This window comes from Allosalinactinospora lopnorensis (genome assembly GCF_000981225.1).
Classification (GTDB): domain Bacteria; phylum Actinomycetota; class Actinomycetes; order Streptosporangiales; family Streptosporangiaceae; genus Allosalinactinospora; species Allosalinactinospora lopnorensis.
Genome location: NZ_LAJC01000013.1, coordinates 82,434 through 97,041 on the forward strand (window position 1 = coordinate 82,434; position 14,608 = coordinate 97,041).

The 14,608-nt window shown below is 69.5% G+C and carries 11 protein-coding genes and 4 pseudogenes; 9 read left to right on the plus strand and 6 right to left on the minus strand.

From position 1 onward, the window contains the following. Positions 1-44 precede the first annotated feature (44 nt). From VS93_RS07155 to VS93_RS07165, 3 genes are read left to right on the plus strand one after another with little or no spacing between them, the layout of a single operon-like run. Complete coding sequence (locus VS93_RS07155) at positions 45-266, plus strand: DUF4244 domain-containing protein (RefSeq protein ID WP_046469215.1); 222 nt, start codon at positions 45-47, stop codon at positions 264-266. A gap of 28 nt (positions 267-294) precedes the next feature. After that, entirely contained in the window at positions 295-600 is a 306-nt protein-coding gene (locus VS93_RS07160) for a TadE family type IV pilus minor pilin (protein WP_236700387.1), read from the plus strand. 44 nt (positions 601-644) lie between these two features. Further along, a complete protein-coding gene (locus tag VS93_RS07165) occupies positions 645-1,016 on the plus strand; it encodes an Rv3654c family TadE-like protein (protein ID WP_052745576.1) in 372 nt (123 codons plus the stop codon). A gap of 144 nt (positions 1,017-1,160) precedes the next feature. On the opposite strand, the gene VS93_RS07170 is transcribed toward VS93_RS07165, so the two are convergent. The 6 genes and pseudogenes from VS93_RS07170 to VS93_RS07195 form a co-directional block, all read right to left on the minus strand. Then, positions 1,161-1,904, minus strand: coding sequence for a type II secretion system F family protein (locus tag VS93_RS07170; RefSeq protein ID WP_046469218.1), 744 nt, complete (start codon positions 1,902-1,904; stop codon positions 1,161-1,163). Then, positions 1,901-2,752 carry a type II secretion system F family protein gene (locus tag VS93_RS07175; protein ID WP_082126679.1) on the minus strand — a complete coding sequence of 284 codons (852 nt, stop codon included), beginning with the start codon at positions 2,750-2,752 and terminating at the stop codon, positions 1,901-1,903. Before VS93_RS07175 ends, VS93_RS07170 begins: the two co-directional genes overlap by 4 nt. Next, positions 2,749-3,965: pseudogene (locus VS93_RS07180) on the minus strand (TadA family conjugal transfer-associated ATPase). Before VS93_RS07180 ends, VS93_RS07175 begins: the two are co-directional and overlap by 4 nt. Further along, positions 3,962-4,588: a septum site-determining protein Ssd gene (ssd, locus tag VS93_RS32835; RefSeq protein WP_338022683.1), complete on the minus strand. Its 627-nt coding sequence runs from the start codon at positions 4,586-4,588 to the stop codon at positions 3,962-3,964. Before ssd ends, VS93_RS07180 begins: the two are co-directional and overlap by 4 nt. Beyond that, positions 4,579-5,067: a hypothetical protein gene (locus tag VS93_RS32840; RefSeq protein ID WP_338022684.1), complete on the minus strand. Its 489-nt coding sequence runs from the start codon at positions 5,065-5,067 to the stop codon at positions 4,579-4,581. The genes ssd and VS93_RS32840 overlap by 10 nt, the downstream gene beginning before the upstream one ends. Before the next feature lie 838 nt (positions 5,068-5,905). Continuing rightward, complete coding sequence (locus VS93_RS07195) at positions 5,906-6,706, minus strand: Fic family protein (protein ID WP_046469220.1); 801 nt, start codon at positions 6,704-6,706, stop codon at positions 5,906-5,908. Between the two features lie 136 nt (positions 6,707-6,842). On the opposite strand from VS93_RS07195, the pseudogene acs reads away from it, so the two are divergent. The 6 genes and pseudogenes from acs to VS93_RS07225 all read left to right on the plus strand — a co-directional run bounded on the left by acs (position 6,843) and on the right by VS93_RS07225 (position 14,581). Next, positions 6,843-8,818, plus strand: a pseudogene (gene acs / locus VS93_RS07200) (acetate--CoA ligase). Between the two features lie 166 nt (positions 8,819-8,984). Then, the gene (locus VS93_RS07205) at positions 8,985-9,419 is read left to right on the plus strand and encodes a phage holin family protein (protein WP_046469236.1); all 435 of its coding nucleotides are present in this window, start codon (positions 8,985-8,987) and stop codon (positions 9,417-9,419) included. 29 nt (positions 9,420-9,448) lie between these two features. Continuing rightward, positions 9,449-10,359 (plus strand): annotated as a pseudogene (locus tag VS93_RS07210) (alpha/beta fold hydrolase). Between the two features lie 57 nt (positions 10,360-10,416). After that, the gene (locus VS93_RS07215) at positions 10,417-10,929 is read left to right on the plus strand and encodes a DUF309 domain-containing protein (protein WP_046469221.1); all 513 of its coding nucleotides are present in this window, start codon (positions 10,417-10,419) and stop codon (positions 10,927-10,929) included. 560 nt (positions 10,930-11,489) lie between these two features. Continuing rightward, positions 11,490-13,852 (plus strand): annotated as a pseudogene (locus VS93_RS07220) (sodium-translocating pyrophosphatase). 255 nt (positions 13,853-14,107) lie between these two features. Continuing rightward, on the plus strand, positions 14,108-14,581 hold the full coding sequence (locus VS93_RS07225; RefSeq protein ID WP_046469222.1) for a SixA phosphatase family protein: 474 nt from the start codon (positions 14,108-14,110) through the stop codon (positions 14,579-14,581). The last annotated feature ends 27 nt before the right edge of the window (positions 14,582-14,608 follow it).

The following is a 14,608-nucleotide window of genomic DNA, read 5'->3' on the forward strand; positions in this document are numbered from 1 at the left end:
GAGGTTCCCGGCTGTCCGGCCCGTCCCAGCCGAAGGAGGCCGTCATGTCCCCTGTCTTCTCGACCGCCATCATCCGTACCCGGTTCCGAACCGCCGTCGCCCCCGTCGCGCGGACCCGCGACAACGGCATGTCCACCGCGGAGTACGCGATCGGGACGGCGACGGCATGTGCCTTCGCGGCCGTGCTGTACCTGATCCTGACCAGTACCGAAGTCCGCGCCACGCTCACCCGGATCGTCACCGATGCGCTGCGGATCACGGGCTGACCGGGGGTCGGCCACCGCTGAGATCGCCGTGGCACTGCCCAGCCTGCTCGTGGTCCTGGGGGTCGCGCTCGCCGCGGTCCAGGCAGCGGCCGCGCATCTCGCCTGCGTCGACGCCGCTCGTGTCGGCGCGCGGGCGCTGGCTCGCGGCGAGCCGGACAGTGCCGTGCTGTCACTGATCGAGAGGGTGGCACCCGAACAGGCCGAAGCCGAACTGTCCGAAGATGAGGGGCTCGCCCGGGTGGTGGTGAGTTCCCCGGTCGAACTCGGACCGGGAATCGCAGCGCCCTACCGCGTCGCCGGCGAGGCCGCCGTCCCGGTGGAGCCGGACAGGTGAGGGGCCGGGGAACCAGTGCCGCACCTCCCGTCTCTCGGAGCCGCCTGCGGCCGGACGGACGACCATCCGGTTCCGATTCCGGCTCCGGGACGGTCTGGATGCTTACGCTCTGCATGCTGATCTGGTTCAGCGCGTCTGCCGTCGTCGTAGTGGCCGGTGTCCGTACCGATCGCCACCGCGCCGCGACCGCGGCCGACCTCGCGGCCCTGTCAGGAGCGCGGCAGGTCCTCAACGGGAAGGAAACCCCCTGCGCCGAGGCGCGAGAGGTCGCGGAGGCCAACAACGCCCGCCTCACGGAGTGCGAGGTCTCCGGGCTCACCGTGTACACCGAGGTACGCGTGACTGTCCGTACCTGGCCCGGTGAGGTGACCGCCAGGGCCCGTGCGGGTCCCGTAGGGCTCGGCTCTCCGGGGTGAGGCCGCTTTCGCCCCTGCGAGCCGCCAGGTGGCGGTGGGGCGTCTCCTCGGCTCGGAGGCCCCTCTGTCACCGCCCTCCCGAGGCTCGGAGTCAAGCAGTCCCGCCTCTGAGTTCCTTTCCGGCGATCGCCAGCGGGGCGGGCCTCAGGGAAGCTCCAGGCCGGAGAGGAGCCCCGCCGCCAGTGGAACGACGCCGATGAGGACGAAAGCCGGGAGGAAGCACAGGCCAAGGGGCGCGACCACGAGCACCCCAAGGCGCTGCGTGTCGGCGTACGCACGGGTCCGCGTCCGGCGCCGGACCTCAGCCGCTTGACGCTCCAGGATGTCGGCCACCGGGGCTCCGGTTTCGCCCGCCCGGGCGAGCGCGCGGCCCACGGCGACCAGTTCCGGAGGGCCGTGCAGGCCACCCCAGGCCGCGGCCGGATCCGCGCCCAGACGCAGCCGGTCCGCCACCCCGCCCAGTTCCCTTCCTAGCGGCCCGCCCACTGCGGGGGTGACGGCGGAGAGGACGCCGGTCATGGTGCCGCCCGCACGCATCCCCGCGACCATCAGGTCAATGGCGATCGGCAGCCCCACAGCCGCGCGTGAGCGGTCGACCCGGGAATCGCGGGTGCCGCGCCGGTACAGCCACCACCAGACCGCGCAAGCCGGCGGAATCCCGGCGACCAGGCCGAGCAGTGGACCGAGGAGCAGGGCAAGGACGAGGGCGGGCAGAAAGGAGACGGCGGTACGCACCCCATGCCCGCGCCATCGGCGCGGGCGGAGCGGCTCGGACCTCCCCTCCGGGAACAGCGCCGCGAGCCGGTGATGCGGGTAGCGTCCCTCGCAGGCCAGCAACCGGATGGCCAGACCGCCCAGTGCGATGGTCGCCGATTCCAGCGGGGTCATGCTGTCTCCTTGCGGGGCGTGTGCCGATGTGGAGCGCGCAGCGCGGCCGTCTTCTGCCGTCCGGGGTCGACGGTGACCAGGACACCGCCGACCATCCGGTGCGTCCACCACAGGCCGAGGGCGTCGAGGACCAGCCCCAGCAACAGGCAGGCGAGACCCGCGGGTGTGGTGAACAGGAACAGCAAAGGACCGGTTCCCATGGCCGTGGCCATGGCCAGGCCGAGTGCGGGGAGCAGGCTCAGTAGGAGTGCGGTGGTCCGAGGACCGGCGAGCTGGGCGACGACCTCCTGGCGGTGAGCCTCATCATGCGCCAGGCTTTCGGCCAGCCGGTCCACGACATCGGCGAGCCCGGATCCGGTCCCGGAGGCCACCTGCCAGCAGGCCGCCAGGTAGCCGAGTCCTTCGGCTCCCGGCCGGGCGGCGGCACCGCGCAGAGCCGGAGCGGGATCGTCGCCGGCCTGCGCCGCGGCGGCCACGTACGCGAGTTCTGCGACGACGGCGGGGTCGAGTTCGGTCAGGGCTGATCGCATCGCCTCGGCGGGGGCGCGTCCGGCGCGGAGCTCGGCGGCCAGGACGCGGCAGAGGTCGACGACCGCCTGACGCCGGCGGTTCCGAACCCGCCCCAGCGCGGAATCCCAACGGTGGCGCAGTGGCGCCTCTGTCTTCGATGCGGGGCTTCCGTCGGCGGAGTGTCTCGACCGGGTGTCCGAAGGAGGGAGCGCAGAGCGTAGCCGTACCGTCGGAGCGCTCGGCAGCGAACGGGTCAGAACCCAGCCGCCCGACCCGAGAGCGAGCAGCCACCCGGCCAGGCCGGAAATCCACACTTCCCCGTCGATGAGGCCGGTCATGGCCGGTCCGCGCCGCCCGCGCCCGTGGAGCGCAGCCAGTCGTCGCCTACCAGCGCGGTCAGGTCGCGCAGCGCCTCGTGCCGCACGAGTTCCCCGGTGGCGGGGAAGCCGACCGCCGGAACCGCTTGGACGAGGCCGTGAGGGGCGCGGCGCAGTGCGCAGATCTCGGCCACGCGGCGCAGCCGCCGGGGTCGCGTACGAGGTGCACGATGAGTACACGCGTGGCGGCGAGTTGGCTGTGCACGGCTTCGCGGCTGAGACCGGCGGCGCACCCCAGGGCCTCCACGCGCGCGGGCAGGTCCGTGGCGGCATTGGCGTGCACTGTTCCGCACCCGCCTTCGTGCCCGGTGTTCAAGGCGCACAGCAAGTCGACGATTTCGGTTCCGCGGGCCTCCCCCACGACGACCCGGTCCGGGCGCATGCGTAGAGCCTGGCGTACCAGCTGGCGCATGCTCACCTCACCCGTGCCCTCGATGTTGGCCGGGCGTGCCTGCAGCCGGACCACGTGGGGATGCTCGGGACGGAGCTCCGCGGAGTCCTCGACGAGCAGCAGCCGTTCGCCGGGATCGACCAGGGAGAGTAGGCCGGAGAGTAGCGTCGTCTTGCCTGTGCCGGTTCCTCCGCAGACCAGGAATGCGGCACGCGCCTCGATCAGCGCCCGCAGCAACCGGGCTCCGCGTGGCGGTACGCTGCCTGAGTCGACGAGTTCGGCGAGTGTGAACACCGACCGGCGGGCAAGCCTGAGCGAGACACAGGTCCCCTCAGGCGCCACGGGCGGCAACACGGCGTGCAGCCGGGCGCCCGTAGGCAGGCGGGCCTCGACCCAGGGGGCGGCGGCGTCCAGCCGCCGGCCGGCCTGCGCGGCCAACCGCTGGGCGAGTCTTCGCACGGCGCCGTCGTCGGCGAAGTGGACGCCGGAGACCCGCCGCAATCCGGATCCGTCGTCGATCCACACTTCACTGGGTCCGTTGACCAGGATGTCGGTGACGCTCGGATCGGCGAGCAGCGGATCGAGCGGACCGGCTCCGGCGAGGTCGGCACGCAGCAGCCGGACGATCGCCAGTACCTCGGCGTCGCCGAGGATGCCGCCCTCAGCGCGCAGCGCCGCCGCCACCCGTGCCGGGGTCGCCTCGAAGCCCTCGCGTACCAGGCGGGTGCGTACGGCCTCCAGCAGGACGGGATCGGGCGCGGGGGCCGCAGGAAGGGCGGTCATCGGTCGGCCTCCATGCCATCAGGGGCCGCACAGATGTCGGCCACGAAGTCGCTGGCGAACCGTCTCAAGGGGGATTTGGGGCGTGTGGCCGGGATGTCGCCCCGCTCCAGGATCCGGTTGAGGCCGGGGTCGGGGGCGATATCACCGGAGAGCGGAAGCCCCAGAGCGCGGGCGACGGTCTCGGCCGGCAGGGCCGGAGACGCGCCTCGGACGACGACCCGGAGGTCGGCGACCCGGTCGGACAACCGGGGAGCGATCCGTGCCGCGGACATCACGGCGTGGACATCGGCGGGCACCGTGAGGAGTGCCACGGTGGTGCGCCGCAGCGCTTCCTCGGCTCCGGTGTCCAGACCACGGGACAGATCGACCACGACTAGATCGGTTCCGCGAGCCGCGGAGGCGAGCACGGCCCGCATCGCGGCGGTCGGAACAGGCTGGGCCGGACCGTGTTCCCAGGTAATGAGGGCTACGCCGGAGATCTCGGGCAGCGTTTCGCGCAATGCCGGCCAGCTCATGCGGCCCTGGCGTTCCACGAGGTCGCCCCAGCGCGCGCCGCCTGCATGGTCGCCCCCAAGGAGCAGGCCGAGCCCGCTACCGAGCGGGTCCGCGTCGATCAGGGCCACCCGCTGGCCGGCCCGTTCGCCGGCCAGCGCCAGGGCGATGGCGAGGAGCTCGCGCCGGCGCCGCCCCGGCCGCCGATGACCGAAACGACACGGGACCGGACCGTGCGGGTCTCCACGGACTCGGCGAAGAGTTCGGCCATGAGGGTTTCGTCGCGGGGGAGCGAGAGCATCGTCCGAGCGCCGATTCGGAGGGCGGCGTTCCACGCGGGATCGGCGCCCTCCGAATCGGCGAGGTCGCGCCCGGCGACGATGACGTCCGAGCGCCTGTCGGGTTCCAACTCGGCCAGGGCGGGGAGAAGGTCGGTTCCCACGACGACGAGTGGTGCGCGCGGCCACTCGCGTCCGGCGTGCGCGGCGACGTGGGCGACGGCGACCTCGACGGTGGCGGCCGCCGCGAGCCGGAGCAGATCGTCGAGCAGCGCGGGTTCGTCGGTGACGAGCAGTGGGCGCCGCGGCGGCGGTGCGGGCTGGGCGTCCATGGGACCTCCCGGGAGTGGAGACGTTCCCCCACGTTCGCCGGGAGAAGGCCGGACCGGAAAGCCGGATCCACGGCCTGTGGACGAGTGCTGCCGGGAATGGCGGGGAGGAAAGGGAGGAACGAGGACGGCCCCCGCCGGGGGGAGAGCGGGGGCCGTCTTACGGTCCGGCTCCGGGGGGGTAGAGCCGGCTCCGTTATCCAGATGAGGTTTTGATATTACGCCGGACCCTATGGTCAAACGCGGACGGTGACCGCATCGTCACCCAGATGCAGAAGGTGCGTGCAAAAGGCCGTGAGACCTGTGCAATGCACCGTGCAGTTCCCCCGGAGCTCGTCCGAAAACGGGAGACAGGGGTTCCCGTCATCGTGAGTGGACGACACGTTCAAGCCGAGGTAACAAATCTAATACGCAACGTTACCATGGTGATTTGCGTGTTCGGACGGGAATGCCCCTTGCGGGAGTCTTTTCAAAACGCCTGATCAGGCGTACAAAGGGAAGTATCAGGTGGGAGGAACCCACTGGACATGGTAGCTGGATACCCACGCGTCACCAAGCCGCGGGAGGCTCGTCTAGATCAGGTGAAGGCCTGGTCAGACAATATATTCGCACGCATGATAGTCCAGTTGTCTGTGTCGGCGGCGGCGCTTGAACCGGTTCTCGGAGTCGGGCGAGGCGCCGTTCGTCATTCCGGCCAATGCGGGAGCCATTCCGTCTTGATGGCCTCTACTCGGAACCTAATGCAACCGACATGTGATGTCAGTGGAGGGCGGCCCGGCCGCGGTGGACAGCCGCCTTCGGGCTGTAGAAAGATTTGCGCCGAGCGCTTCCTTTCCTCCACTCACCCTCGCTGCAGCGCCTCGCATGTCGCGAGCGAGTCCCGTGCTCCCGCGGCGACGGCGCGGCAGCAGTACACGGCCCATTCTCCCACCCCCTCCGGGGAGCCGGTGAGGTATCCGCGCAGCACGGGGGCGTACTGCTCGCGTAGTTCCTCGTGCCCCAGCTCCACGGGAACCAGCGCCTTCGGATCGAGTCCGCGATCGGTCAGCGTCAGCCGTTCGGCCGCACGCGCAACGATCCCGTCGCCCCAGCCGAACGGGCGCAGCGCCATCAGTTCGCCGTGCACGATCGCGCTCAGCACCAGCGCCGGGACCGAACTCCTGGACGTGAGGAGGACGTTCAGCGCGTCCAACCGCGCGGCCACCTGGGCGGGACGCGGTGCGGTCCCCAGCCCCATCGGGTCCTCGACCTGCTCGCCGTCCGCGCGGGGGCGGCCAAGAGCGGTGGAGGGCACGGCGTCGGTCGCGGCCAACATGTGCAATCGGGCCAGGGCCTGGCGGGGCGCCTTCGGCCAGGTGTCGATAAGTACTCCGAGCTCGCCCGTAATACGGAGTGCGCCCTTGATCCGGGGGTCCGTGCTCTCTCCCGCGCGTACCTGCTCCAGCGGGGCGTCCGCCCCCTCCAGAGCAGCCGAGGCGCGGGCGCCGCGCAACGCAGCTTCCAAGGAGACGTCACTGCTGCGTCGCCGCAGGACACGATGGCCGAGAAGACGATCGACGACAGCCCGCGTCTCCCGCACGGCCTCGTCGACACCGGGTAGTTCTGCGATCCGCCGCAGGGGATCGGCTGATATTGCACTCACACCGCTAGACCCTACGCGGCGGTAACCGCTGGACTGGCCTTGCACGTCCTCTTGTGACCTCCACCACCTGGTTGATGGAGTGTCTTCGAACTAGATGTTTTGTTGAACGGAATCGCAGATAGTAAGGAGCATCACAGTGGCTGAGACTCCCCGGGAGCAGGGGCACGAAACACTGTCCAACCTTCTTCAGGAGTCGCGGCGGTTCCCGCCGCCCGCGGATCTTGCCGCCAACGCGAACGTGCAAGCCGACGCCTATGACGCCGCTGGCGCCGACCGGCTCGGCTTCTGGGAGGAGCAGGCGCGTCGGCTGCAATGGGACCAGCCCTGGACCGACGTCCTGGAATGGAACCCGCCGTTCGCCAAGTGGTTCACCGGCGGCAAGATCAACGCAGCCGTCAACTGCCTCGACCGGCACGTCGACGCGGGGCGCGGCGACAGGGTGGCCTTCCACTGGGAAGGGGAGCCCGGCGACACCCGAACCATTACCTATTCCCAGCTCAAGGACATGGTCTGCCAGGCGTCGAACGCCCTGCTGGAACTCGGTGTGGCCAAGGGCGACCGGGTCGCCATTTACATGCCGATGATCCCCGAGACCGTCGTCGCGATGCTGGCCTGCGCCCGTATCGGCGCCGTCCACATGGTCGTGTTCGGCGGGTTCTCGGTCGAGGCGCTCGGCACCCGGCTGGACGACAGCGAGGCCAAGCTCGTCATCACCGCCGACGGCGGCTACCGGCGCGGCAATCCCAGCAGCCTGAAGCCCGCTGTCGACGAGGCGGTCAAGGGCAGGCCCGCCGTCGAGCACGTCCTCGTGGTGCGCCGCACCGGTCAGGACGTCGACTTCCACGAGGGGCGCGACGTCTGGTGGCACGACATCGTCGACCGCCAGAGCACGGAGCACGAGGCGCCGGCGCACGACTCCGAGCACCCGCTGTACATCATGTACACCAGCGGGACGACCGCCAAACCCAAGGGCATCCTGCACACAACGGGTGGTTACCTCACACAGGTGTCGTACACGCACTGGGCGGTGTTCGACCTCAAAGCCGAGGCGGACGTCTACTGGACCGCGGCCGACATCGGCTGGGTGACCGGCCACTCCTACATCGTCTACGGCCCGCTCTCCAACGGGGCCACCTCGGTGATGTACGAGGGAACGCCTGACACCCCGCACAAAGGGCGCTTCTGGGAGATCGTGCAGAAGTACCGGGTCTCCATCCTCTACACGGCGCCCACGGCGATCCGCACCTTCATGAAGTGGGGCGATGACATCCCCGCTCAGTACGACATGTCCAGCCTGCGGGTGCTCGGCACGGTGGGGGAACCGATCAACCCCGAGGCGTACATGTGGTACCGGAAGAACATCGGCGGCGAGCGCACGCCGGTCGTGGACACCTGGTGGCAGACCGAGACCGGCGCCATCATGGTCTCCCCCCTGCCGGTGTCTCCTCGGGCAAGCCGGGCGCCGCGATGCAGCCGCTTCCGGGGGTCGTCGCCGATGTGGTCGACGACGAGGCCAAATCCGTGCCCAATGGCGGAGGCGGCTTCATCGTCATCCGCGAGCCCTGGCCGGCGATGCTCCGCGGCATCTGGGGCGACCCGGAGCGCTACGAGAGGACCTACTGGTCGCGCTTCGAGGGCCTGTACTTCCCCGGCGACGGTGCCAAACGCGACGAGGACGGCGACATCTGGCTGCTCGGCCGGGTCGATGACGTCATGCTCGTCTCGGGGCACAACATCTCCACGACCGAGGTGGAGTCCGCCCTCGTCTCGCATCCCAGCGTCGCCGAGTCCGCGGTCGTGGGGGCCACCGATCCCATGACGGGGCAGGCGATCGTGGCGTTCGTGATCCTGCGCGGTGAGGTGGGCGAGGGCGGTGACGCGTTCGTCAAGGAGCTGCGTGACCACGTGGCGGCGTCGCTCGGCCCGATCGCCAAGCCGCGCCAGATCATGGTGGTGCCGGAGCTTCCGAAGACCCGCTCCGGCAAGATCATGCGCCGGCTGCTGCGTGATGTCGCGGAGAACCGCGACCTCGGCGACGTGTCCACGCTCACCGACTCCTCGGTGATGCACGTGATCGCCGAGAAGCTGCCCGACGCCAAGAGCGAGGAGTGACCGTAGCATCGGCCTCCTGACCAGCGCTCCCGGCACCAGGCCGGGAGCGCTTTCCCGTATCGGGGCGCCGGGTGCTCGGGAACGCCCGTGTGCCGGGGGACGAGGTGAGAATGGGATATGTGCAAGGATGCGGGAGACGTTCCTCCGAGTGAAGGGAGCCGCCTCGATGCCCGAGACCGAGTCGGGGGGCCGGCAAGCTGAGGAGTTCAACGCCGCCGAGCGTTCTTTGGGCGAGCTCGTCTCCGAGGCGAGCGGGAACATTTCCCGGTTGGTGCGCCTGGAGCTGGAGCTCGCGAAACTGGAGCTCGCAAGGGATGCCCGCCAGGTCGCCAAGGGCTCGGCGATGCTGATCGCCGCCGCGGTCCTGGGGCACATGGTCCTGATCCTGGGGTCTGTCACCATCGGCCTCGCTCTGTGGAGCCTGGGACTCGCCGTCTGGCTCTCCTTCCTCATCGTTACGGTGTTCTACCTGCTGATGGCCGGGCTCCTGGCGTTCATCGGAACGCGCTCCTTCAAGCGGCTCCAAGGGCTGCCTATGACCAGTTCGACCATGTCCACGACCGCGGCGGTGCTGCGCCGTGAGCACCCCGCCGAAATCTGAGAACAGCGTCCACGACGGCCCGGTGACACATGCCTGAGGAATCGGCCGTCCTGATCGACGGGCCGTGGGAGCATCGGACGGTGAGCGCCGCCGGAACCCGGTTCCATGTGGTCGAGGCCGGCGACGGCCCGCTGGTGCTGCTGCTGCACGGCTTCCCGCAGTTCTGGTGGTCCTGGCGGGACCAGCTGACGGCGCTCGCCCGGGCCGGGTACAGGGCGGTTGCGGTCGATCTGCGGGGGCACGGGGCGAGCGACAAGCCTCCGCGCGGTTACGACCTCATCACGCTGGCATCCGACGCCGCCGGGCTGATACGCGCGCTCGGTGAGGCCAACGCCGTCGTGATCGGGCATTCGATGGGGGGACTGCTCGGCTGGACCATAGCGGCCTACTTCCCGAAGTCGGTACGGCGCCTCTCAGTGCTGTCCATGGCGCATCCCCTGCGGTTGCGCGGCTCGATGCTGACACCCGGCCAGAACTGGGCCGGGCGCCCGTTCTTCGGGTTCCAGTTGCCCATGCTCCCCGAGCGCCGGCTCCTGGCCGACGACGCCGAGCTGATCGCACGGATGCTGCGCGCCTGGTCGCGCCCGGGCTGGCCGGATCCGACCACCGAGCGCCGCATCCGGGACGCCTTCCAGATCCCCGGTGTCGCCCACTGCTCGCTCGAAGGCTACCGCTGGCTGTTCCGGTCGCAGGTGCGCCCCGACGGCCGGCGCTACCTGCGTCGGATGCGTAAACCCATCGGTGTTCCGGTCCTGCAGGTCCACGGCGCCATGGACCTTTCCTGCTGCCACGCACGGCTCAGGGGTCCGGGCGCTATGTCGACGCCCCCTACCGTTGGCGGATGATCGAGGGCGCCGGGCACTTCCCGCACCAGGAGCAGTCCGACCGGGTGAACGAGGTCCTGCTGGGCTGGCTCCACGACACCGAGCCCGAGATGTAGAGGGCATACCGTGGGCGGCAACGTGTCGGTGCCGGTCCTAGGAGGGACGTACAGAGCATGAGCACGATGGGGCGAACCGGCGACCGCGACCGCGATCCCGAGGGGCGCGCCGAGAACCAGCGCCCCCGGGACCGCTACGGGCGTCCGCTGCCGTACGGATCCCCGCAGGGGATCCCGCGCATCCCCGCCGACGCGGTCTTCACCGCCGAGGAAGGACTCGACGAAGCCCAGCGGCTGCTGGACGAGGGGTATGCCTTCCACGCGCACGAGGTCCTGGAGGCCGTCTGGAAGAGCGCTCCGGAGGCCGACAGGGAACTGTGGCGCGGCCTCGCCCAGCTCGCGGTCGGTCTCACGCACGCGCAGCGGGGCAACTCGGTCGGCGCGGCGCGGCTGTTGCGCCGGGGGGCCGACCGCGTGGCCGACTACGGCCCGCAGGCCCCCGATGGTGTCGATGCCCTCGGCGCGGCCCGGTACGGTAGAGCGGTCGCCGAGCGGTTGGAACGCGGGGATGAACCGGCGATCGACACCGCGGCGCTGCGACTCCGCCGCGGCGGCCAGCGGGCCGAGTGAGGCGTGCGGTAGGTCACATCAGACGCGAACCGGTGGCAGGGCCTCACCCCGGCTGCTCTCCTGGAGCCTGTCGGCTCCCTTCGGCCCCTGGGTGGTCCCCGTCCAGGTCAGTCCCTGTCTTGCGGCGAGCGCCGAATACCGTTCCGTGGCCGTCTGCAACTTTTATCCTTAATGCCCCATTAATGGTGTTTTGAGAAGAATAAGAATTTAATCCGGAATAATAAGAAATTTCATGCTTTCGGGGTCACCGTGTGATCACATATCTCAGTGATCCCATGGAAGTTGTGGCCCTCCCCTCACTTTTCGCGACGGCGGTGCGTAGAATCCCGGAACATCGTGCCTGCTGAAACCAGTGGGACCGATGAGCCCAATAGCTAGTGGTGGCAGTCGAACGACCCTGCTACTGACCCTGCTACGCGTGCCGTCGGGCCACCTGTGTGCGCCCACTCCGGACGGCGGTACGGCCAAGCGCGGGGCCGGAACACGCTCGTCGCAAGGAGGACGGTTTGTCTGGGCACAGCCTCGCCGTTGAAAGCGGCCCGGCTCTCGCCCTGGAAGGCATGAACTTCACGCTGGTCTTGGCGGTCTTGGTGGTGGCGCTGCTGGCGCTCGCCGTCGCCGGTTGGCTGGTTCGTGAAGTGCTCGCCGCAGGCCAGGGCACAGAGCGGATGCAAAACATCGCGCTCGCGGTTCAGGAGGGTGCGGCCGCGTATCTCAAACGCCAATTCCGCACCCTGATCATTTTCGTTATCGTTATCCCGTTTCTTCTGCTGCTGCTACCGGCGGACAGTGAAGCGGTCCGTTTCGGGCGGTCAGGATTCTTCGCGCTGGGCGCGCTCTTCTCCGCTCTGACCGGTTTCCTCGGTATGTGGCTCGCTGTGCGCGGGAATGTCCGCGTCGCCGCGGCCGCCCGCGAAGGCGGGGAGGACGGGGAGCGGACCGCAATGCGGATCGCTTTCCGCACGGGCGGCGTCGCCGGGATGTTCACCGTCGGGCTGGGACTCCTGGGTGCGGCGATCGTCGTGCTCGTGTACCAGAGCGATGCCCCGATCGTGCTCGAAGGATTCGGGTTCGGTGCGGCGCTGCTCGCCATGTTCATGCGTGTCGGCGGCGGCATCTTCACTAAAGCCGCCGACGTCGGTGCCGACCTGGTCGGCAAGGTCGAGCAGGGTATCCCGGAGGACGATCCCCGCAACGCCGCGACCATCGCCGACAACGTAGGCGACAACGTAGGCGACTGCGCCGGTATGGCCGCCGACCTGTTCGAGTCCTACGCGGTGGTGCTGGTCGCCTCGCTGATCCTCGGCCGGGTGGCGTTCGGTGTGGAAGGCCTCGTCTTCCCGCTGCTGGTGCCCATGCTCGGTGTGATCACCGCCATCATCGGCATCTTCATCGTCGCCCCGCGGGCCGGTGACAAGACGGCGATGTCAGCGATCAACCGCGGGTTCTTCATCTCGGCGGTCATCTCCGCGGTGCTCGTCGCGGGAACCACGTTCGTCTACCTGCCGAGCAGTTTCGCCGAGCTGAACGGTGTCAGCGACGACATCGCCGCCCTGGACGGCAACCCGCAGCTCATCGCGGTCGGCGCGGTCCTCATCGGACTCGTCCTCGCCGCCGCCATCCAGTTGCTGACCGGTCACTTCACCGCGACCGACCGGCGCCCGGTCAAGGACATCGGACAGAGCTCCGAAACGGGCGCGGCGACCGTCATCCTGTCTGGCGTCTCGGTCGGCCTGGAGTCGGCCGTCTACTCCGCCCTGCTCATCGCTGGAGCGGTGTACGCGGCCTTCCTGATCGGTGGCGCGTCCATCACGATCAGCCTGTTCGCGGTCGCCTTGGCCGGAACCGGCCTGCTCACCACGGTCGGTGTCATCGTGGCCATGGACACCTTCGGCCCGGTCGCCGACAACGCCCAGGGCATCGCGGAGATGTCCGGTGAGGTGGAAGGCAGGGGCGCGGATGTTCTGACGAGCCTCGACGCCGTTGGCAACACGACGAAGGCCATCACCAAGGGCATCGCGATCGCCACGGCCGTACTGGCGGCGACCGCGCTGTTCGGTGCCTTCCGCACATCGGTGGAGACAGCGCTCGGCGGAGCCGCCGACACGTTCAGCCTGTCCATCGACCAGCCGAACGTCCTCGTGGGCGTCATCATCGGTGCGTCGGTGGTCTTCATGTTCTCCGGTGTCGCCATCATGGCGGTCGGCCGTGCGGCCGGACAGGTGGTGCTCGAGGTTCGCGAGCAGTTCCGAACCCGGCCGGGGATCATGGACGGCACGGAGAAGCCGGACTATGCCAGGGTCGTGGACATCTGCACCCGCGACTCGCTGCGTGAGCTGGTGACCCCGGGTCTGCTGGCCGTCATGGGCCCCATTGCGGTGGGCTTCGCGCTCGGGTACGCGCCGCTGGGCGCATTCCTCGGCGGCGCGATCACCGCCGGTGCCTGATGGCGGTGTTCCTCGCGAACTCCGGTGGTGCCTGGGACAACGCCAAGAAGCTGGTCGAGGACGGGCATCACGGCGGCAAGGGCTCCGAGGCGCACGAAGCCACGGTCATCGGAGACACGGTGGGCGACCCGTTCAAGGACACCGCGGGTCCGGCCATCAACCCGCTGCTCAAGGTGATGAACCTGGTCGCGCTGCTCATTGCGCCGAGCGTGGTGGTCTACGCGGACAACATCGCACTGCGTGCGGGAGTCGCCGCCGTGGCGGTCGGCGCGATCGTCGGCGCCGTCCTCTGGTCCAAGCGGAGCGCCCGCCAGGAGCCCACGCGGAGTGGGTCCGCGGGCGACGGGGAGAGCCCGGCAGTGGGCGCGCCGTCGGAGAAGGCCGACCCGGTGGCCTCCTCGCTCGATGGAGAGGAAGAGGGCGGCAGCGAACACAAGGAGCAGGCACGCGCCTCTGACGGCGGATCGAAGGACTGATCACCGGCCGCGGAGCGGCGCCTGATGAACGGCCGCCCGGATCCCCGCGAGGGGAACCGGGCGGCTTCACTGTGTGCGCCATTCCGGGGGCCTCCTGGCGGCCGGTGAGTGCGCGGACACCATAGGCTGGGATCGCGGACACGGCGTATGGAGGGAGTGTCAGCCGTTGACCGGGATGAAGGGGCTCGCCATGATCGTGGGGATCATGGTCGGTTTCATGGTGCTGATCGCTGTCGTCGCAACGGTGCTGTCGCCATGATCAAGAAGCTGATCATCCTGCGCCATGCGAAGGCCGAGCAGGACTACGCCGGCGCCGACCACGAGCGGGCACTCACCGGCAAGGGGCGCAAGCAGGCGGAGGCCGTGGGCAACAGGCTGGCGGAGACGGGGATCGTTCCCGACCACGTCATCTGCTCCACGTCCCTGCGTACCCGCCAGACCCTTGAGCTTGCCATGGCCAACCTGCCGGTCGAACCGACAGTGGACTTCGAGGAATCCGCCTACGGAGCCGACCCGGACACGATCCTCGATCTGGTCCAGATGACCGATCCAGAGGTCGGCACGCTCATGGTGGTCGGGCACAATCCGGCGATGGCCCAGCTCGCGTCGCTCTTCACTGGGAACGGAAGCCTCACGTCGTTCCCCACAGCGAGCATCGCGGTCGTCGACCTGGAGGTGGAGTGGCTCTATGCGGCCCCGGGCGCCGGCGACGGTTCCATCCTCGGTTGACGGGCTTTGAACCTGACCCCACACGGT